This window comes from Flavobacterium nitrogenifigens, assembly GCF_003254565.1.
In the GTDB taxonomy this organism is placed as follows: domain Bacteria; phylum Bacteroidota; class Bacteroidia; order Flavobacteriales; family Flavobacteriaceae; genus Flavobacterium; species Flavobacterium nitrogenifigens.
In genome coordinates, this window is sequence record NZ_QJRI01000167.1 from 96722 (window position 1) to 117613 (window position 20892).

21 protein-coding genes are annotated in these 20892 nt (G+C 33.8%); 5 read left to right on the plus strand and 16 right to left on the minus strand.

What is annotated here, in order from left to right; genetic code table 11:
* Positions 1–39: 39 nt before the first annotated feature.
* Both DM397_RS06210 and DM397_RS06215 read left to right on the plus strand, forming a co-directional pair.
* Positions 40–231 carry a hypothetical protein gene (locus DM397_RS06210; protein ID WP_111376702.1) on the plus strand — a complete coding sequence of 64 codons (192 nt, stop codon included), beginning with the start codon at positions 40–42 and terminating at the stop codon, positions 229–231.
* Entirely contained in the window at positions 216–542 is a 327-nt protein-coding gene (locus DM397_RS06215) for a hypothetical protein (RefSeq protein WP_111376703.1), read from the plus strand. The genes DM397_RS06210 and DM397_RS06215 overlap by 16 nt, the downstream gene beginning before the upstream one ends.
* Positions 543–635: 93 nt before the next feature.
* On the opposite strand, the gene fabD is transcribed toward DM397_RS06215, so the two are convergent.
* Complete coding sequence (fabD, locus tag DM397_RS06220; RefSeq protein ID WP_111376704.1) at positions 636–1508, minus strand: ACP S-malonyltransferase; 873 nt, start codon at positions 1506–1508, stop codon at positions 636–638.
* Positions 1509–1578: 70 nt separating this feature from the next.
* Positions 1579–1941, minus strand: a complete 363-nt coding sequence (locus tag DM397_RS06225) for a DUF983 domain-containing protein (RefSeq protein WP_111364963.1) — start codon at positions 1939–1941, stop codon at positions 1579–1581.
* Between the two features lie 131 nt (positions 1942–2072).
* On the opposite strand from DM397_RS06225, the gene DM397_RS06230 reads away from it, so the two are divergent.
* Positions 2073–2936, plus strand: a complete 864-nt coding sequence (locus DM397_RS06230) for a helix-turn-helix domain-containing protein (RefSeq protein ID WP_111376705.1) — start codon at positions 2073–2075, stop codon at positions 2934–2936.
* 218 nt (positions 2937–3154) lie between these two features.
* Here DM397_RS06230 and DM397_RS06235 read toward each other — a convergent pair whose 3' ends face one another.
* The 5 genes from DM397_RS06235 to DM397_RS06255 form a co-directional block, all read right to left on the minus strand.
* Positions 3155–3688, minus strand: a complete 534-nt coding sequence (locus DM397_RS06235) for a YceI family protein (RefSeq protein WP_111376706.1) — start codon at positions 3686–3688, stop codon at positions 3155–3157.
* 161 nt (positions 3689–3849) lie between these two features.
* Entirely contained in the window at positions 3850–4080 is a 231-nt protein-coding gene (locus DM397_RS06240) for a (4Fe-4S)-binding protein (RefSeq protein WP_111376707.1), read from the minus strand.
* 166 nt (positions 4081–4246) lie between these two features.
* Complete coding sequence (locus DM397_RS06245; protein ID WP_111376708.1) at positions 4247–4963, minus strand: pirin family protein; 717 nt, start codon at positions 4961–4963, stop codon at positions 4247–4249.
* Positions 4964–5246: 283 nt separating this feature from the next.
* Positions 5247–5606, minus strand: coding sequence for a hypothetical protein (locus tag DM397_RS06250; RefSeq protein WP_111376709.1), 360 nt, complete (start codon positions 5604–5606; stop codon positions 5247–5249).
* 6 nt (positions 5607–5612) lie between these two features.
* Positions 5613–7094 (minus strand): helix-turn-helix domain-containing protein, encoded by a 1482-nt coding sequence (locus DM397_RS06255; RefSeq protein WP_111376710.1) that lies wholly within the window; start codon positions 7092–7094, stop codon positions 5613–5615.
* A 209-nt stretch (positions 7095–7303) separates the two neighbouring features.
* On the opposite strand from DM397_RS06255, the gene aceB reads away from it, so the two are divergent.
* Entirely contained in the window at positions 7304–8905 is a 1602-nt protein-coding gene (gene aceB / locus DM397_RS06260; protein ID WP_111376711.1) for a malate synthase A, read from the plus strand.
* 326 nt (positions 8906–9231) lie between these two features.
* On the plus strand, positions 9232–10512 hold the full coding sequence (aceA, locus tag DM397_RS06265) for an isocitrate lyase (protein WP_111376712.1): 1281 nt from the start codon (positions 9232–9234) through the stop codon (positions 10510–10512).
* A 181-nt stretch (positions 10513–10693) separates the two neighbouring features.
* On the opposite strand, the gene DM397_RS06270 is transcribed toward aceA, so the two are convergent.
* The 9 genes from DM397_RS06270 to DM397_RS06310 form a co-directional block, all read right to left on the minus strand.
* The gene (locus DM397_RS06270; RefSeq protein ID WP_111376713.1) at positions 10694–11269 is read right to left on the minus strand and encodes a Crp/Fnr family transcriptional regulator; all 576 of its coding nucleotides are present in this window, start codon (positions 11267–11269) and stop codon (positions 10694–10696) included.
* Positions 11269–11589: a DUF6370 family protein gene (locus tag DM397_RS06275; protein WP_008467236.1), complete on the minus strand. Its 321-nt coding sequence runs from the start codon at positions 11587–11589 to the stop codon at positions 11269–11271. Before DM397_RS06275 ends, DM397_RS06270 begins: the two co-directional genes overlap by 1 nt.
* Before the next feature lie 203 nt (positions 11590–11792).
* Positions 11793–12998, minus strand: coding sequence for a formate-dependent phosphoribosylglycinamide formyltransferase (purT, locus tag DM397_RS06280; protein ID WP_260677874.1), 1206 nt, complete (start codon positions 12996–12998; stop codon positions 11793–11795).
* Positions 12999–13048: 50 nt separating this feature from the next.
* Entirely contained in the window at positions 13049–13558 is a 510-nt protein-coding gene (locus DM397_RS06285; protein WP_111376715.1) for a hypothetical protein, read from the minus strand.
* An 871-nt stretch (positions 13559–14429) separates the two neighbouring features.
* On the minus strand, positions 14430–16304 hold the full coding sequence (locus DM397_RS06290) for a peptidase U32 family protein (protein ID WP_111376716.1): 1875 nt from the start codon (positions 16302–16304) through the stop codon (positions 14430–14432).
* Between the two features lie 148 nt (positions 16305–16452).
* Positions 16453–17508 (minus strand): GTP pyrophosphokinase, encoded by a 1056-nt coding sequence (locus tag DM397_RS06295; RefSeq protein ID WP_111376717.1) that lies wholly within the window; start codon positions 17506–17508, stop codon positions 16453–16455.
* A 159-nt stretch (positions 17509–17667) separates the two neighbouring features.
* Entirely contained in the window at positions 17668–18123 is a 456-nt protein-coding gene (locus DM397_RS06300) for a ferritin-like domain-containing protein (RefSeq protein ID WP_111376718.1), read from the minus strand.
* A gap of 367 nt (positions 18124–18490) precedes the next feature.
* Complete coding sequence (locus tag DM397_RS06305) at positions 18491–19681, minus strand: pyridoxal phosphate-dependent aminotransferase (RefSeq protein WP_111376719.1); 1191 nt, start codon at positions 19679–19681, stop codon at positions 18491–18493.
* 75 nt (positions 19682–19756) lie between these two features.
* Complete coding sequence (locus DM397_RS06310; protein WP_111376720.1) at positions 19757–20854, minus strand: fatty acid desaturase family protein; 1098 nt, start codon at positions 20852–20854, stop codon at positions 19757–19759.
* Positions 20855–20892 lie beyond the last annotated feature (38 nt).

Sequence of the window (20892 nt, forward strand, 5' to 3'; positions counted from 1 at the left end):
TTATTTTGTAAATTTGTAAGAATTAAAAATGTGGGAATAATGAGCTTGGATAAAGAAGATAAAAAGAACAAGGTTGAAGAGCCAAGAGTAGAATACGAAGTTCAAAAACCAAGGCGACAAGGTATAGATCTCGAAACTTTTGATTTTGATGCTGAGTTTGCGAAAGGATTGACTCCTGAGCAAGCAAAAGCAGAATCTATTAGAAGAATTAGAGAATGGTGGGGGAAATAGGAGTTATTTATACGCCAGAAGTAATACGATATTTAGACGATTTGGTAATAACTTTATATAAAGAAGATTATTTTGGCTTCATAGAATCTGCGGAAGAATATGTTTCTAATATATATAATGCTGTTTCAGAAAGAATAAAGAAATTTCCTCAAAAGAAAACTCCGCATTCGTTGCAATATTTAGGAGCTAATTATATTTTCTATAAAACTAACTCAAGAACAACTTGGTATATATTTTTTGAAAAGAGTAATCAAAATTATCTGATTACTGGAATTTTAAATAATTACAACGAAGAAGCAAAAGAATTATAAAATAAAATCCTCATAAACCTATTAAAGCTTATGAGGATTTTTTTATGCGTATAGTTTTTAACTTATCACTAAAAACTGAACACTGAAAACTAATTAAGCATTTGCAGTAGCAGCTTCTTTATCAATTTTATTAATCAAACCAGTTAAAACTTTTCCAGGACCAACTTCAGTAAACAAAGTAGCACCGTCAGCGATCATTTGCTGTACAGATTGTGTCCATCTTACAGGAGCAGTCAATTGAATAATTAAGTTCTTTTTAATTTCATTAGCATCAGAAACCGCATTTGCAGTAACGTTTTGATATACTGGACAAATCGGAGTAGAAAAAGTAGTTGCTTCAATTGCAGCTGCCAATTCTTCTCTTGCAGGTTCCATCATTGGAGAGTGGAAAGCACCTCCAACAGGTAAAATTAAAGCACGTTTTGCTCCAGCAGCTTTCATAGCTTCACAAGCTTTTTCAACTGCTGTAGTTTCACCAGAAATTACTAATTGTCCAGGGCAGTTATAGTTAGCTGCAACCACAACTCCGTCTATAGAAGCGCAAACTTCTTCCACAACATTATCAGCTAGACCTAAAACTGCAGCCATTGTAGATGGAGTAATTTCGCAAGCTTTCTGCATTGCTAAAGCACGTTGAGAAACTAATTTAAGACCATCTTCAAAAGATAAAGTTCCGTTAGCAACCAAAGCCGAAAATTCTCCTAAAGAATGTCCTGCAACCATTTCTGGTTTGAAATTTTCTAAAGTTTTAGCTAAAATAACAGAGTGTAAGAATACTGCAGGCTGTGTAACTTTAGTTTCTTTTAGTTCTTCGGCAGTGCCTTCAAACATGATATCTGTAATTCTAAAACCTAGAATTTCATTAGCTTTTTCGAATAATTCTTTGGCTAAAGCCGAATTTTCATAAAGGTCTTTACCCATTCCTGTGAATTGTGCACCCTGACCCGGAAATACGTATGCTTTCATTTGTCTAATTTGTTTTTTATTTTTTTGAATTGAAAATTAGCTTCAATTGAAAGGCAAAAATAATACTTTTTTATTTCGAATAATCCTTAAACATATAAATCCATGCTAATCTGGAAAATCGAAGGTTAAAAGGTGTGAGCAAAGTGATAGAAACTGCAATAATTGGAAGGATTCTTAAATCGAAATTTTTCTCAAAGAAAAACTGCGCAATACAATACGTTGCAATTCCTTGGGCTACAGTTAATCCGTAGTTTACATACATAGCGCCAAAGAAATAACCAGGTTCTTTTTGAAATTTATAATTGCAATGACTGCAGTATTCATTCATTTTTGGAAAACTGAAATTTAGAAAGATATTCTTGTCTGTAAAAACTTTTCCCTTATGACAAACAGGACATTCGTTTTTTAAAATATGAGTTAATGCGCTTGACATGATATTGTTATTTTTATTTAAGCAAAGGTAATTCAGGGCATTATAAAAGTCTTTTTAGTATCTTCGCTTGTTATAGCACAATAAAGACATTCTTGATTTAAATTTCAAAAGAATAAATTCCAAATTCCAAAATGAAAAAATATCCTATTTATAGTGTTCAGAATTTCAGCTGTAATGATATTCACCGCGATTTTTATGTAAATACTTTTACAGAACATTTAAAAAATCATAGTTTCGTTGAAGAACCACATCGGCATGACTCTTATTTAATGGTCTTTTTTACAAAAGGTTCTGGATTGCATGAAGTCGATTTTGACCAGTTCGAAATCAAAAGAGGAAGCCTTTTTGTGCTGCAGCCAGGACAAATGCATCATTGGAATTTATCTGAAGATGTTGAAGGTTTTGTGATTATCTTTTCGCAGGAATTGTACAATCTGTATTTCGGACAGAAAAAGATCAACGATTACAACTTTTACCATTCTATTCAAAACCGCCCCGAAATGGTTTTTGAAGAAAAAGAAATTCCAAAAATCCTTCCATATTTCGATTTGCTGATTCAAGAAAATAGCCATAACAACAAATTTCAATTAGACAAATTGTTGAATTTGCTTGATTGCATTCATATTGAAGTAGCCAGAAAATATGGCGAAACTTATTCGCATCAAACCCATTCATACAATATTAAGATCAATAAGTTTGAATCGCTTTTAGAAGAATATTTCAGAACCCAAAAATTGCCTTCTTTCTACGCAGAAAAATTAAATATCACGCTAAAACACTTAAACAGAATCTGTAACGAAATCCTTCAAAAAACAGCCACAGAAGTTATTACTGACAGAGTAATTCTAGAAATAAAACGAATGCTGATAGATAAACAATTGGCTGTAAACGAAGTCGCCTTTAAGGTTGGTTACGAAGATTACTCGTATTTCTCTCGCTTCTTCAAAAAACAAACAGGAATGTCACCAACAGAATTCCGAAATACTGTACGTTGATTTTTTTTAGCCACGAATTCACGAATTATTTTTTTTTCGTTTGCCACAGATTGAAGGATTTTTACAGATTTAATCCTAATAATCATTTTAATCTGTGGCATTAAAATTTCTGGCATTTAGGAAAAATGAATTCGTGAATTCGTGGCAAAAAAAACAACCCCTTGCGTGAGGACGCAAGGGGTTCAATAACCAACCAATTAAATCTAAAACCAAATAGATTAGGCTTGTTTTACAAATTGTAATTCAATGTTCAAACGAACTTCTTCTCCTACTAAAACACCTCCTGTTTCAAGAGCTGAGTTCCAGTTTAAACCCCAATCTTTACGATTAATTTTTCCTTCTATACTTAAACCAACTTTTGTATTTCCCCAAGGATCAGTCATAGTTCCGCTAAATTCTACTGGGAATTTTACTGTTTTAGAAACACCTTTAATGTTTAAATCTCCAGTTAACTCATAATCACCAGCATCAATTTTTTTGAAAGATGAAGCTTTGAAAGTCAATTTTGGATTGTTTTCTACATCAAAAAAGTCAGCACTTCTTAAATGTCCGTCTCTGTCTGCATTTGCAGTATCGATTGAAGCAATATCGCCAGAAAATTCGATAGTGGCATTTTCGAAGTTGTCTCCGTCTGTAGTAATTGTAGCGTCATAAGTTCCAAATTTTCCTGAAACATTTGTAAACATCATGTGTTTAACTTTAAAACCAATTTCTGAGTGAGTTGGGTCAATTGACCATTTTGTAGTTGCCATAATTTTATTTTTTTAAATAATTAATTTGTTTCATTTTGATAGGACAAAGTTACGGTGACAGTTGTCCTAGAGCACTTAACCTAGATTAAGAAATAAAAATGTGATAATTTTTTGGTTATCACATTTTGTGTTTTGTTGTCTCTCTGAGTAAAGTCGAAGAATTATTTTTTATCATTCATATAAAATGTCAGCGCTCCCGACGGACATTTATTAACAGTAGAAATAATTTTCTCAGTAGTAGATTGTTCTGGAGTAATCCACGGTTTTTCTTTTGGACGAAAGACATCAGGATTGTTTTTAACACAATTAGCAGAATGAATGCATTTTCCAGATTGCCATACAATCGTGACTTCTCCGTTTGTATATTCTTTAGTGAGGTTATTTGGATTCATGGTTTAAAATTTTAAGGATTAGTTTAATTTTAAAGTCAGACCAATTTTTTTACTTATAAAGGTAGTCTTTCTTTTTTGAAATGGAATAAAAAAAGAAACGATAATAATCTGATTTTCAGGATTATTATCGTTTCGGCATTCAGGTATTTAATTGTTTTTGTTTGAATTAATAATTCATCGGAATGTCCATTAATAAAAACTCAGCATCTGTATTGGCTTTAATATTTAAAGTATCAGTTCCTGAAATTCCAACTGCATCACGAGAGTTTAATTCCTGACCGTTGATGGTTACATTTCCTTTCAAAACGAAAGCATAAACTCCGTTTCCTTCTTTTTTGATTTTATATTCAGCAGTAACTCCAGAATCGAAATTCCCCATATTAAACCAAGCATCTTGGTGAATCCAAACCCCTTCATCATCTGCATTTGGAGATAAAACCTGAGATAATTTATTATGTCTGTCAGCAACATCCAAAGTAATCTGCTGATAGCGTGGCGTAACATTTCTTTTGTTCGGAAACAACCAAATCTGCAATAACTTAGTCTGCTGATCTGCATTTGGGTTAAACTCACTATGCTGAATTCCAGTTCCGGCACTCATTACCTGAATATCTCCGTTTTTGATGATTTCAGTATTTCCCATACTGTCTTTATGAGCTAAATCACCTTCCAATGGAATCGTAATAATCTCCATATTATCGTGAGGGTGAGTTCCAAAACCCATTCCGGCAGCAATTGTATCATCATTTAAAACACGAAGCGCTCCAAACTGAATTCTATCCGGATTGTACCAGCTCGCAAAACTAAAGCTATGATAAGCGTTCAACCATCCGTGATTTGCATTTCCTCTTGATTCTGCTTTGTGCAATACTATATTTTCCATGATTTTGTCCTTTTGTTATTTTTATAGTACAAAGATACGGTCGATGTAGACGAAAAGCACTTAATCTAGGTTAAGAAAGGTTTTTTGAGGTGCAAAGGGTCAGAGTTTCAGAGGTGCAAAGGTTTTTTTTATGCAGTTTGTCATCCTGAGGAACGAAGGATCACACTCGGAACTCGACAAAGATTGGCGATTAAGCAGATGGAATTTCTTGTGCGATCCTTCGTTCCTCAGGATGACAAGATTATGATGAAATTATGTGATGTAAAGTCTAGAGAAGCGTGTGCTATTTAATCCTAACCAATTTCCCTTTTCCAACTACAACATCAAGGTAATTCGCAACTGGACTTTGTTTGTCATGCATAAAAAATGGAATTGTATCTTTTTCAATCTGATCTTTTGGAATACTTATAATCAAATCGGTATTAATGAAATTATCCAATAGTATCACATTACCATAAGAAACTTTCCCTTTTGGCAGAAATTTATTATCAAACTTAAAAATACTATCGCCAAAAGTAATTTTATCTTTTAAAATATAAGCGCCTTCATCTTCAATTAAATATTCGTAACGGCCAGTAAGTTTATCTGTTTTCTGGTTGAAGTTAATAAAAAACAGAGTGATTAGTAAAGCAAAATATTTCATGGTATTCTAACTGTATTGATTTATAAACTGCTGTACAACAGTGTCTGTATTTTGATGTCGTTTCTCTTTTTCCAAAACTGTCGGTGGAGCACTTCGTTCCAAACAATCTTGTACAGCACAAGTTTCGCAAGTTACACCAACAATTCGTTTCACCAAAGGTTTCCCATCAATGAATTTGAATTTCTTTTTCATCGTCGGATTTATTAAAATTCCAACCGAAATGCTTCTAATATAATTTTCTGCAAAAGGATCTTTTGTCGCCGATGAAAAAACCAAATATTCGTTTCCGCTATTGGCATAACTCGAAATTTGAGCATCAAAAAAATGAGATTTGTTTTGTTTAATGGCCTCATCAATTGTTTTAACCGAAACCCATCTTCTGCAATAATGCTCGTTGGTTTCATTGGCATGTGGTTCCTGTTGGTGCGTGATGTGTAATTCTTTATTTATCTGGTAAAAATCAGAACCAATTTTATGGGATAATCTTAAAAAGAATAAGTTTTTTAGCTGAAAATCTTTTGGTAATAAATTGGTCAATCGCTGATAAAAAGATTCTGGCGAAACCTCAAAACTTTCAATTAGCTGGACAAATTCTTCTGGTTTCGGATTTTCATTTTCCAAAAAAGAATTGATTTTGTCTACCACTAATTTCCTCGGCAATAATAAAGCACCTGCAAAATAAGAGGCATAAAAATTATTTAAAACTTGGTCGAAATTTTCAAACTTAATCCAGCTGAAAGTCAACAGACGATCGGAAATTTTCAAATAATTATAGGCGATTTCTTTAGCTAAAATAAAAGCTTTCTGTGGAGCGTCGAGTTCTGTAGAAAGCAATAAAGTTCTACTTTTTGGAACATAAATCGAACGCAAATCATCTAAAGCTTCCTGATCTGTAAAAGCAATTTCTTTAATGTTGTATTCGTATTCTTCTTTTAAAATTGATTCCAGTTCTTCAACGCTGATTTTAGAATCCAAATTGATTTGAAATGACTTAGAAAACGTAATTACTTTTTCTTCTAAATCTTCAAAATAATTGCTGTGCGCTTCCTGATACGAGCGTAAAGCAGCTAAAAAGAAGCTCTCACGGCTTAAATTATAATGCTGTGCAATTTCGATAATGGTACTAATGAATGCATTGACTTTGGCGGGAGCATTCGCAATAATATCAATCAAATCGGCTTCCTGAATTCCGAAAAGCTCTAGTGGAATTTCTTTTAAAATTCCTGATTTCAAGATTTCGCCAATAGGAGCGAGGTTGTTATCGAGTTTTAAAGACACCATTTGGTCGTAATTCACGTCCAAATGTTCGCATAAAAGCAAAATTTTATCGGTTTTGGGATATTTTTTTCCCTTTTCAATCTCGTTTAAATACGATTTTGAAAGATTAGTCAGTTTGGCCAAGCCAAAAAGAGACAAGTTTTTTTGTGTACGAACTTGTTTCATTTTTAGCCCAAAAATCAGCTTTATATAGTCTTTTTCGATATCCATAATCCAAATGTAGGTAATCTAAAAATAATCGCCAAAAAAATATTTTTAAAATTTAGCGAACGTTCGCTTGTTTTGTAAAAAACTTTTTTATAACATTGTATCGTTGAAACTTATTAATTATGAATTAGTTATGATTGAGTTGTTTTGATGAAATGAAAATAAAAAACAGAGAATCTGTTTTTAAAAATTAAAAATAAAAATCTGCAGCTATGAAAAACCAATTAGAGACCACTGAAATGGCTATAGAATTCCTAGCCGACAAAAAGCTTGCTTATCCAAAAATCTGGACAGAAGAAGCAACTGCGTTTATTATCGAATTGCACAAAAAATTCGAATCGCAAAGAAAATTATTGCTTTTGCAGAGGGAACAGAAACAAGTCACTTTTGATCAGGGAATCATGCCGGTTTTTATTCCAGAAACCAAAAGCATCAGAGAAAGTAATTGGACAGCTGGAGAAATTCCGAAAGATTTACAAGACAGAAGAGTAGAAATTACTGGACCGGTTGACCGAAAAATGATTATCAATGCTTTGAATTCTGGTGCTAAAACTTTTATGGCAGATTTTGAAGACAGCACTTCACCAACCTGGCAAAACTTGATGGATGGACAAATGAATTTAATAGATGCCGTTAATAAAACCATCACATTTACTGATTTGGTTAAACAGAAGTCCTATCATTTAAATGAAAAAACTGCAACATTGATTGTTCGTCCAAGAGGTTTGCATTTGCCAGAAAAGCATGTTTTGATTGAAGGAAAAGAGGTTTCAGGTTCTTTGGTAGATTTTGGTTTGTATGTTTTTCATAATCATAAAAGACTTTTGGAAAACAATTCTGGACCGTATTTCTACATTCCAAAATTAGAACATTATCTGGAAGCAAGATGGTGGAATACTGTAATTGATTTTACCGAGGATTATTTGAAGCTAGAAAGAGGAACGATAAAAGTGACTGTTTTAATTGAAACCATAACCGCAAGTTTTCAATTGGATGAAATCATTTATGAATTAAAAGAGCATATCGTTGGCTTGAACTGCGGACGCTGGGATTATATTTTCTCTTACATTAAAAAGTTTAGAAAAAATCCAAAATACATTGTTCCAGATCGTGATCAGGTAAATATGACTTCGCCTTTTATGAATGCGTATTCAAATCTAGTAATTCAAAGATGCCATAAACGAGGAATTCATGCGATTGGCGGAATGGCTGCACAGATTCCGATTCGAAATAATGAAGAAGCAAATGCTGTCGCTTTCGCAAAAGTAAAAACCGATAAAGAGCGTGAAGTTCGAAACGGTCATGACGGAACTTGGGTGGCGCATCCAGATTTGGTTGCCATAGCAAAAGAAGTTTTTGATAAAGGAATGCCAACTCCAAATCAGATTCACGTAAAAAGAGAATATCGAAAAATTACAGAAACCGATTTAATCGAACCGCCAATTGGATTGATCACAGAAAATGGCGTTCGAAAAAACATCAACGTTGCGGTTTTGTACTTGGCTTCATGGCTAAACGGACAAGGCGCTGCTGCTTTGCATAATTTGATGGAAGATGCCGCAACAGCCGAAATTTCGAGATCACAATTGTGGCAATGGCTTCAGAATAAAGTGATTTTGGATAATGGCCGAAAATTGGATTTGGTGTATTATCATGAATTGGCTTTGGATGAATTTAGAAAACTCAAAGAAGAAGTAGGAGCAGAAAATCACGAAAAACAGCAATTTCCATTAGCTGAAAAATTGCTAGAAAGATTAGTTGTAAACCTGCATTTTGTGGATTTCCTTACTCTTCCGTGTTATAAATATTTATAGACTTTTAAAATCTGCTCAATCTGCCAGATCTGTGGGCTAATATTTTTTTCTCGCAGATTTAGCAGATCAGGCAGATACAATGAAAATCAAACTTAGACTTAAATTGTTTAAACACATAGAAACATAGATTTTATTTTTTCTGTAAAAAGAGAAAAGAAAAAAACTGGTTTTTCATGCATAGATAACTATGTGTATTGAAACAAGTGAAACGCCTTTAACCACAAAGTATAACTATGTTTCTATGTGTTTAAAATCTTGGTTCAAACTGAAAACTGAGAACCGAGACTGAAAACTTTATTAACGAACCACTTTAACTAAACTATATTATGAAAACAACAGAAGACAGAATTCAGGAATTGATTAACGATTGGATTACGAACCCAAGATGGAAAGGCGTTGAGCGTCCTTACACTGCGAGTGAAGTAGTAACGCTTCAAGGGTCTTATAAAATTGAGCATTCTATTGCGAAAATGGGTGCAGAGAAATTATGGAGAAAGTTAAAAAGTCAGGATTATGTTGCGGGTTTGGGAGCGTTGACTGGAAATCAGGCGATTCAGGAAGTCGATGCGGGTTTAGAAGCGATTTATTTAAGCGGATGGCAGGTTGCGGCTGATGCAAACTTGGCAGGAGAAATGTATCCTGATCAATCGCTTTATCCAGTAAATAGCGTTCCGATGGTGGTTAAAAAAATCAACAACGCTTTATTGCGTGCTGATCAGATTCAGACTGTAAATAATATTGAAGATAAAAAAGATTATTTAGTACCAATTGTAGCCGATGCCGAAGCGGGTTTTGGCGGAAACCTAAATGCTTTCGAATTAATGAAATCAATGATTGAAGCGGGAGCTTCTGGAGTTCACTTTGAAGATCAGTTAAGTTCTGCAAAAAAGTGTGGACACTTGGGCGGAAAAGTTTTAGTACCAACTCAAGAAGCGATTAACAAATTGATTGCAGCGCGTTTAGCTTCAGATGTTATGGGAATTTCGACTTTAATAGTTGCTCGAACAGATGCTGATGCAGCTAATTTATTAACAAGCGATGCCGATCCAAGAGACAGAAAATTTCTAACAGGAGAAAAAACGGCGGAAGGCTTTTTCTACGTAAAAAACGGAATCGACCAAGGAATTGCAAGAGGTTTGAGTTACGCGCCGTATGCCGATTTAATTTGGATGGAAACCAGTAATCCCGATTTGGATTATGCGAGAAAATTTGCGAAAGCAATGAAAAAAGAATTTCCAGATAAAATGCTGGCGTATAATTGTTCTCCGTCTTTCAATTGGGCTGCGAAATTATCAGTGGCAGAAATGGAAACGTTTAGGGAAGATTTGGCTGCAATGGGTTATAGTTTCCAGTTCATTACTTTGGCGGGATTCCATGCTTTGAACACAAGTATGTTCGAATTATCTAAAGCCTATAAAGAACGAGGAATGGCTGGGTATTCTGAATTGCAGGAAAGAGAATTCGCTTTACAGAAAAACGGATTCAGAGCAGTAAAACACCAGGCTTTTGTTGGAACTTCTTATTTTGATGCCGTTCAGAACACAGTAATGTTAGGAAAATCAGCAATAACGGCGATGGAACATTCTACAGAGGTTGAGCAATTTTAATTCACTACACACGGTTCATTTTTGAGCCGTGTTTTTTTTAGCCACAGATTTCACAGATTGAAAGGATTAAAAAAATGTCGCCACGAATTACACAAATTTTCACGAATTTTATTTCAATCTAATTCGTGAAAATTTGTGTAATTCGTGGCGAAAAAAAATCTTTTTAATCTGTGGCAAAAAATTATTTTTTCAAAAGACGGGCTTTCATTTTACTGAAAAATTCTGGTGTTACACCAATGAAAGAAGCGATTTGTTTTTGAGGAACTTTGTGAACTAATGTTCCGTATTTTTTAGTGAATTTTTCGAAACGTTCTTCCGCAGGCAAACTCAAGTTATCCATTAATCTCTGCTGATTTGCAACTAAGGAATTTTCAATTAAAATCCTGAAAAAACGTTCTAGCTTCGGAATTTCAAGATACAATTGTTCCTGATTTTCTTTAGATAACAAAACCACTTCAGCTTCTTCCAAAACTTCAATAAAAAGCTGTCCTGGTTTTTGCGAAAAATAACTGTACATGTCACTCATCCACCAGCCTTCACACGCGAACGAAAGAACATGTTCCACAATATTATCATTGATATTGAAACTTCTTAAAATACCTGAATTTACAAAATAGGAATGTTTACAAACTTCTCCCGCGTTTAATAAAACAGTTTTTGCTTTATAAGTGTTCGTCTCTAATTTAGATAAAAAAAGCGCCTGTTCCTCTGGTGTCAGAGAAACGTGTTTAGCAATATTTTCGAGAATTAATGCCATTATTTTTTATCGTCTATTAAAGTAAATGAAGTTGCTTTGAATCTGTCTCCTTTGATTTCTCCCGTAACTAAAGCTTTACTGATTGCATTGCAGAAACCTTTTTCAGCGTGAGCATCACCGTGATCGTGAATTGTAGTTCCATCAACAAAATAGCTTTTTCCGTCAATACGAACAGCTAAATCACAGCTTTTGCCTTTCATTCCGAATTGGCATTCTCCGCAAGAAGCTTCAACGACTGTTGGTTTGTCAAATTTCTTTTTGTCTTGTGCCTGTACTGCGATTCCAATAAAAAGGAATGTCGCTAAAAGTATATTTTTCATAGTTAAGAATTTATAGTTAATCTGTTGTGTGTATGTAAACACATAGAATCATAGTTCTGCTTTGTATATAAAGGCGTTTCACTTGTTTCAATGCATCCCGATAGCTATCGGGACTATGTGTGAAAACTTGTTTTTTCTTTTCCCTTTTTTATTAGAATTAAAATCTATGTTTCTATGTGTTAAAGAAAATTTTTAATTTAATTCTACGAATTTACAGTTACTAATTTTGCTGTTTCTTTGGCGCGTTCTGTTACTTCGTTAATTGGAGTCGAAAGTGTATCATGGCTTAAAACAACTCCCATTCTTCGGTAAGGTCTTGAAGTTGGTTTTCCGAAAATCCTGAAATCGGTTTTGGGTAAAGCTGCTACTTTCTCAATTCCAGTAAAAGTTGGATTTGTAGAATCTTCTGATGCCAAAATTACAGCACTTGCTCCAGCTTTTTCTAAAGTGATTTCGAAAATTGGAAGACTTAAAATCGCTCTTAAATGCAATTCAAATTCATTGAAATTCTGCGTTCCAGCCAAAGTTACCATTCCAGTATCATGAGGACGAGGAGAAAGTTCAGAGAAATAAACGCCTTCTTTCGTTAGGAAAAATTCAACGCCAAAAAGTCCAGCACCGCCAAGTGCTTCAGTGATTTTTTCGGCCATATCCTGAGCTTCGTATAAATCTTTTTCTGAAACCAAAGCAGGTTGCCAGCTTTCCTGATAATCGCCTCTTTCTTGTCTGTGTCCAATTGGCGCACAAAACAAAGTTGGATTATTATTTTGAGTAATCGTTAAAAGTGTAATTTCAGAATCAAAATTGACAAAAGCTTCTACAATCACTTCGATAACATCGCCACGCGAGCCTGCAACGGCATATTGCCAAGCTTTTTCAATATCGCTTTCTGTTTTGATAGTCGATTGCCCTTTTCCAGATGAAGACATTAATGGTTTCACGACACAGGGAATTCCAACTTCTTGAACGGCTTTTTGAAGTTCTTCTGCTGAGGTTGCGTATTTGTATTTTGCAGTTCTTAATCCTAGTTCTTTTGCTGCTAAATCACGAATGGCTTTACGATTCATAGTAAAGTTTGCTGCTTTCGCTGAAGGAACAACGGTAATGCCTTGTTTTTCATAATCGTAAAAACGTTCGGTGCGAATGGCTTCGATTTCAGGAACGATAAAATCGGGTTGATGTTTGGCTACGATTCGGTCAAGTGCTTCACCGTCAAGCATGTTTATGACTTCAAAGTCGTGAGCGACTTGCATGGCTGGTGCATTTTCGTAACTGTCAACTGCAATTATGGTTTGTCCGATTCGTTGTGCGGCAATGACAAATTCTTTGCCTAATTCGCCTGAACCTAGGAGTAGTATTTTCATTTTGGAGTGTTGTAATGTTCTATAAACAAAAGTAGTTAATTCAATTAAATTTTGTTGTTCAATATCGATCGAAAAGCTTAACGGATTTGTTTTTACTAATGATCAAATCCTTCAAAAAGTTTGCTTTTTTTCATGATTTTGTACATTATGAAAGTAATTATAATTGAGAGAAGCCAAAGTAATGGCACTTTTGCTTTTTGATAAAATATTTTTTTTGCTGGAAGCATTTTATCTTTTTTCATAGCAGGATAAGCAAAATCGATCCCATTTCTATGCCATACATCCATGTGAGCATTTCCCAAACTATCTATTTCGCTCTCCTCATTTCTGTTTTTATCAAGTAAAATAATTGTTTTATAATTGTTGAGGTCTTTTGAGTAGCCATCAACTCTTGGTTTGTCATTACCATCAGTATTCAGATAAGTTAAAGAATCAATAACAATATGTTTCTTTTGATATTTATCGTAGTGAATGTAAATGTCTTTATAGTACAGAATAGTGCCAATATCTCCTATGGCAGGAAAGAAACCTATTAGCGCAAAGAATGTAGAAAAGGCTCCTATTAATCTTACCCATCTTCTATAATATACATTGTTACTGGTCAAATTTTGAGCTTTTTAGGTTAAGTTTCATAATTATTAAACTGCTTATAAAAGCTAAGGTCATTAATACAAATGATAGGAATAAAATCATTAGTATCGAAAACATAATTATATATGGAATTTGTGACTTTAATACAACAGATAATCCATTAATAAATAGTCCGATTATATAAATTGTAAAAAGTGATAGTATAAGTTTAGAACTTACTCCAAAAGAAAACTGAGAACAGGCTTTAAAATAAGTTATTTGATTTAATGAATAGTTTAATTTTTTAGCAGTATTCCAAAAAATAAAAACAATGAAAATTGGGAATAAGATTCCCTAGAAAAGTGGATTCCAAAAAATACCGAAATCACATATTTGAATACATAAATCGACGAAAAGGGTTTTTGAAAAAAATAAAAGTGGAAAAAAAGCGGTCACAAAAATCCCACCAATAATTGCGTGTTTTTGAATGTTGTTTTTGGCTTCCATTTAAATTTAGTTTGGAGAGTAAAGATAAATAAATGGAATTTATTCCCATGTAGATTTTGGAAATTCGGCAGATTTGCTTTTAGATACGTTAATCATACAGTTTGTCAATTTCGACGAAAGAGAAATCTCCACGAGAAGCTCTACAAAGATTGGCTTGTTGGAACGGAGTTACTTACGAAGATTTGCTTCGCCTGTTCGCTATCGCTTGAGTCTCCTTACGTCGAAATGACAATATTGCGGAAATAGCAGAATATTTAACCGCAAAGAATTACGCAAAGAGCGCTAAGTTTGATTTTAAGTTAAAAAAAAGGTTCGCAAAGATTGGTTTAAAATCTTTGCGAACCTTTGCGTAATTCTTTGCGCTCTTTGCGGTAAAAAAAACGTTGCGGTTAAATATTATTAATGAAAATGATCTTCTTCAATCTCAAATTCAGCATCTTTTTCCCAGATTTCCATTTCGCAGGGTTTGCAGTTGAATTTTAGTTTGTATTCCAATTCTCCTTGTTTTAAAACTAAAGGTTCTTTTACTTTAACGCCCACTATATCTTTTTGGTGAATCGGGCATTTTTTTAATTCGTATTTAATGCAATATTTGGTTGTCATTACACGAGATTTTCCTGGATCCCATTGTAATTCGAATGCTTTTTCGATTTCGGTAACACCGTGGCGTTCGTAGAATTTACGAGCCGTTTTGTTTGAAACATTGTACATGAAATCCAGTTTGGTTTCTGGATATGGATGTGACGTTTTTACCAATTGGTGTTCTTCACGAACGTAATTTGCCAAACGAATTTCGGTCAATTGATCGTAAACAGTTCTTCTCATTTCATTGATTTTTGAAATAGGAAGGAACCAGTTTTGAGAAAACATGATAGTAATTTCATCAGCTGTATAAGGCGTAAAACCTGTTTTTGCTAATTGCGTTTTGATGTTTTCTTCTATAGATTCGCCTGTTTTTGTTTGCTCTTTTGGGTGTTCTAAGTTAACAGTACTTACATTTCCATCTTCATCGGTTGCGATTAATTCGAAACCAGTTTCAGTTTCAGTAAGCAATAAAGTGGTGCTTAATTTACGAACAGCACTGTCTTCTCTTTCTACAATTTTGATGAAAGCAGCGTCGTTATTTCTGTATATGAAAGTTCCGTCTTTTATTTCTTTTAAAACGTTTGGATAAACTTTTCCGTTTTCGGCTTTGTTTACGTAGATTCCATCGGCTTCGTTATTTTCGTTAATGAAGCAAAGTCCGTCACCGTTGTTTAATAATTCGCCATTTTCGATTTCGTAAGCGCCGCCAACAGTTCGGATTAATTTACCGATATATTGACCTTTTGATTTTGGGCTTTCCCAAGAACCAATTGAGCTGTGTCTTTCGTTAACGAAATAATCGGTATAACCACGGTTAAAAGTTCTGTTTAATGCAGAATCGAAGGTATATGTACATTTTCCAGAAGAAGCTTTTGTGTATTTATCGCTTCCAGGACCTTCTAAATAACTGTCTAATTTCTGACGAAGATAAGATACGTTGTTTTTAACGTAGGCTACGTCTTTTAATCGACCTTCGATTTTGAAAGAAACGATTCCTGCTTCGATCAAATTCGGAATCTGATCGGAAATATCTAAATCTTTAATAGAAAGCAAGTGACTGTTTCTGATTAACGTATCTCCGTTTCCGTCGATTAAGTTATAAGGTAAACGGCAGTTTTGTGCGCAAGAACCACGATTGGCACTGCGTTCTCCGTTTGCCACACTCATATAGCAGTTTCCGCTGAAAGAAACACATAAAGCTCCAGTTACGAAAAACTCTAATTCAACATCAGCGTGATCGTATATAGTTTTAATTTGATGCAAGTTTAATTCACGTGCTAAAACGACACGTTTGATACCAGCATCTTTTAAGAATTTAATTTTATCAGCATCACGATTATTAGCTTGTGTGCTGGCGTGAAGTACGATAGGAGGCAAGTCCATTTCCATAATCGCCATATCTTGAATAATCAAGGCATCGACACCAATATCGTATAATTCCCAGATCATGGCGCGACAAGTTTCTAATTCGTTATCATATAAAATGGTATTGATAACTACAAAAACCTGAGCGTTAAATAAGTGCGCATATTTTACAAGTTCAGCAACATCTTCGATTGAGTTGTTGGCATTTGAACGTGCTCCAAATTGCGGTGCGCCAATATAAACTGCATCGGCACCACTATTTATAGCAGCGATTCCTCCAATTAAATCTCTAGCAGGAGCTAATATTTCGATTTTCTTCTTCATTTCTAAAACTTTAGACTTTTGTGGTATTCCCGAAAAAAAGTGTGCAAAGGTCTAATAAATATTCCGAGTTTGCTAGTGATGAAGCGATTTTTTTGAAATTGTTAACTTAATATGGAATGATGATGGTTAAAATGCATATGGTTATATTTTAAATAATTCTTTTATATGTCTCAATTATCTCTTCCCCTATTTTAGTATTCGGTTCTTCATCAATAGTATTTGAATAATAGTAATTTGCAAATTCTACATCTTTACTTTTTCCAGCAAGTACGTAACACAAATAAAATAAGGAAATTCCCTTGTCAAAACTTCCTGGTATTTTGTCTTTAAGCCATTCTGATGCAAAATTTATTATCTTTTCCTTATTTTCGATTATTTCTTCTTCTAATTTTTTAATTGTATCAATATTTAAAAAAAGTAGTCTTTTAACATGATTTTCAATGTCAATATTTTGATGGTTTGCTAATTTACATCCTGAGACTTCACATATTTTTTCGTCAATTTCTTTCACATCTTTATTAGATAAAATAAATGATTTGAGTGAAGTAGCATTTATCTCAACATTTTCGGGATCTCTTTCAATACTGCTAGCAATATTTGTCTCATAATTTTGAAGACCTTTTTTTATATTGACAAATTCAATATCAGCTGTTTCTAACAATGCAGCAACACGATAAAAATTTCGTTTAAATAGAGTTGGTATAGCTTGCTCACTTTTATAGCCAATATCATGTTCAATTTCTGCCCAAGCATGTTGCAAAATTGATCTGATTTGTAACTCAATCTTTATGTCTTTAAATCGTTTATATTCTGTCAAGTTTTTTCTTTCATTTGTTAATGATATGACATAGTGTAAAGAACGATAGCCAAATTTGTCAGAGTCAAGCATTCTTTTATCAATTGAATTATTATGATCAAGTGTAAACTCTTTTGATATAATATCGGCTACCTTATCTACGTCATCTTCGAGATACGTAATAACTCTTACACCAACTAAGTCCGTGATCTCGTCTAATGACGAGTATTTTTCATCTTTTCGATATATTTTTTCATCTAACTTACTTATATCTTTTATTCTTGATTCAATTTTATGATAGTTTAGATTGTTTTGAATTAATAGTTCAAGTATTAGATTTTCTGCTTTACGCTTATAATCCTCATATTTTTTAATTGCTGATTTATATTGTTGTGTTAATTTGTGCATAATAATTTTTGGTAATTAGTTATTATTTTATGGAAGTTTTAAAAATAAGAAAATATGCTACATATTTAGAAAGAAATAGAATTAATTTAGGCTATAATTTAAACAAAAAAACTGCTCAATCCGAAGACCGAGCAGTTCTCAAAAAAAAGCATGAATCGTTTAATTCACTCTCATTTTAATTTGTGACAAAGTGTTTTGAATACTGTTTAATTGTTTTGAAACAATGTAAACCTGACTGTGTTCAAGATGATTTTCTTCGAGTGCTGCTTTGTATTTTTCAATTGCAGCTTCTTCACCCGTAACACAAGCGTTGATAATTGCTTTAGTGTCGCCTCCTGAAAATGATGATTTGATGTCAATCCAAGCTCGGTGTAAAGCGCCTAATGGCCCACCGCCCGAAGTATCTGTTGATTTACCAAGTTTATTGATTTCGTCTTGCAGTTCTACAATGAATAGGGCACGTTCGCGGGCGTAATCAAGGAAATCGGCTTTCATGGCTAGATTTTCGACATGTTCAGCGGCGTTTGTATATCCTAGTTTTCCGTCTTCAAGAATTGAAATTAATCCGTTTAGTGTTTTTACGGTTTCATCTGTGTTTACATCTGTATTTGTCATGACTAATAGTTTTTTAATTAATACATTACAAAGTTGATGATTTCTAAAACGTTATGTTTTACAGGATTATCGTTGAGGTTTTATAATATTGTAGAATGGGAATTTTGAAAGTGTTTTTTTTTGCTCTCGCAGATTTTTTTAGATTTTTTTCTTTTGAAAATGAATTTTCTCGTTTACCGTTTTGCGTGAGGGATTGAGGCGGTATCCTTTTATGGAGCGGAGCGGAATAAAAGATATAGCCGAAAGCCCGACCCGCCTTTTTCGGCGGGACACGCCAAAAATAACTTCATAAAAAAACAGCTTAAAGTATAAAAGTGATGAAACTTTTGAACCTTAAGCCGTTTTAATAAAACTTAGAATATTATTGTTATGCAGTCAAAGCTTCTTTGATTCTGCGTAATGCTTCTTTTAAAATATCGTTGCTTGTTGCGTAAGAGAAACGAATACAGTTTGGATTTCCGAAAGCGTCTCCAGTTACTGTTGCAACATTAGCTTCAGCTAAAAGATACATAGAAACGTCGTTTGCATCTTTAATTTCGTGTCCTTTTAAAGTTTTTCCGAAGAAAGAAGAAACGTCTGGGAATACATAGAATGCACCTTCTGGAACGTTGATTTTTACTCCAGGAATTTCTTTTAATAATCCAACCACTAAATCTCTACGTCCGTGGAAAGCCTCAACCATGTGGTTTAAAACGCTTGGGTCAGCATCTACTGCAGTGATTGTAGCTCGTTGTGCTACAGAATTTGCTCCAGAAGTTACTTGCCCTTGAATTTTTGTACATGCTTTTGCAATAAATTCAGGAGCTCCTATATAACCAATTCTGTATCCTGTCATTGCAAATGCTTTTGCAACTCCGTTTACAGTAATTGTTTTTTCTAACATTCCTGGAATAGAACCGATACTGCAGAAAGTTCCTGAGAAATTAATGTGCTCATAAATTTCGTCTGAAACTACATAGATATTTGGGTGTTTTTCTAAGACTTTTGCCAATGCTGTTAATTCTTCTCTGCTGTAAACAGAACCTGAAGGATTACAAGGAGAAGAGAACCACATCATTTTTGTTTTTGGTGTAATCGCAGCTTCTAATTGTTCTGGCGTCATTTTGAAATCTGTTTCAACAGAAGTTGGAACTTCAACTGGAACTCCGCCAGAAAGTTTTACGATTTCAAAATAAGAAACCCAGTAAGGTGCTGGTAAAATAACCTCGTCACCGTCGTTTAACATTACTTGCGCGATGTTGTATAAAGATTGTTTTGCTCCTGTAGAAACTACAATTTGGGTTGGTTTGTACTCTAAATCGTTGTCTCTTTTGAATTTTCTGCAAATTGCTTCTCTCAATTCAAGGTAACCTTCTACTGGAGAATAAGTGCTATAATTTTCGTCTACTGCTTTTTTTACTGCTTCTTTAATGAAGTCTGGTGTGTTGAAATCAGGTTCACCTAAACTTAAGCTGATAATATCTTTTCCTTGTGCTTTTAATTCGCGGGCTAAAGCAGCCATTGCTAATGTTTGCGAAGTCGCTAAGTTGTTGATTCTGTCCGAAAGAATATGATTCATTATAAAATTTTTGAATGTCCTTAATTTGCTGTGTTGATTAAGGAAGGTTAATTATTAATAGATTTCTTTTAGTTCTTAAACTGCCAATTCCGGTTTTATTCCCAATTCGCGTAAATGTTTAAAGTGAGCAATAACGGCACTTCTCATTGTTTTATATTCGTAATAAGGCAAATTGCATTCTTTTGCTGTTTCTTTTACAATTTTAGCAATTTTACCATAATGAATATGACTGATATTTGGGAAAATATGATGTTCTATCTGATGATTTAAACCTCCTGTATACCAGTTTACAATGGCATTTTTTGGTGCAAAGTTAGTTGTGGTATACAATTGATGAATAGCCCAAGTATTATCCATTTCTCCTAATTCATTTGGAGTTGGATTTGTAGTATGATCAACCACGTGCGCTAATTGAAAAACGATACTTAAGATTAATCCAGCTGTGTAGTGCATTGCAAAAAATCCAACAAGCACTTTCCACCATGTAATTCCAATTACAATTGGTAAAACAATCCAGATTGAAACATAAATCATTTTAGTGATGATAAGCGTTGTCCATAAAATTTTAGGATTTTTTGGCTCACCATAAGATAGTTTTCTCTTCAAATAGTTTCTCATCTGCTTAAAATCGGTTGTTAAAGCCCAATTGAAAGTCAATAAACCATATAAGAAAACAGAGTAGTAATGTTGAAAACGGTGAAAACGATGCCATTCTGCATGTTCTGTAAAGCGAATAATTCTTCCTGCATCTAAATCTTCGTCATGACCTGGAATATTAGTATAAGTATGATGCAATACATTATGCTGTACTTGCCAGTTATAAACATTTCCGGCAAGAACGTAGATTGTTCCGCCCATAAATTTATTAATCCAGTTTTTAGTCGAGTAAGAACCGTGATTGCCATCGTGCATTACATTCATTCCAACACCAGCCATTCCAACACCCATTACAATTGATAAAAGCAACATAACCCAAAATGGCATGTTAAGCGTGAGAATTAAAAAGTACGGAGTTAAAAAAACAGCAAATAGAATAACAGCTTTTAAGTGTAACTTCCAGTTTCCGGTTTTTTTGATATTATTTTCTTTAAAGTAATTGTTAACGCGAGAGTTAAGCGTTCTAAAAAACTTTAAATTGTCTTGCCGTGCAAAAGTTGGAGCAGTGTTATTCATAATTAATTTAAATAGATTTCAAAGGTAATTATTATAAA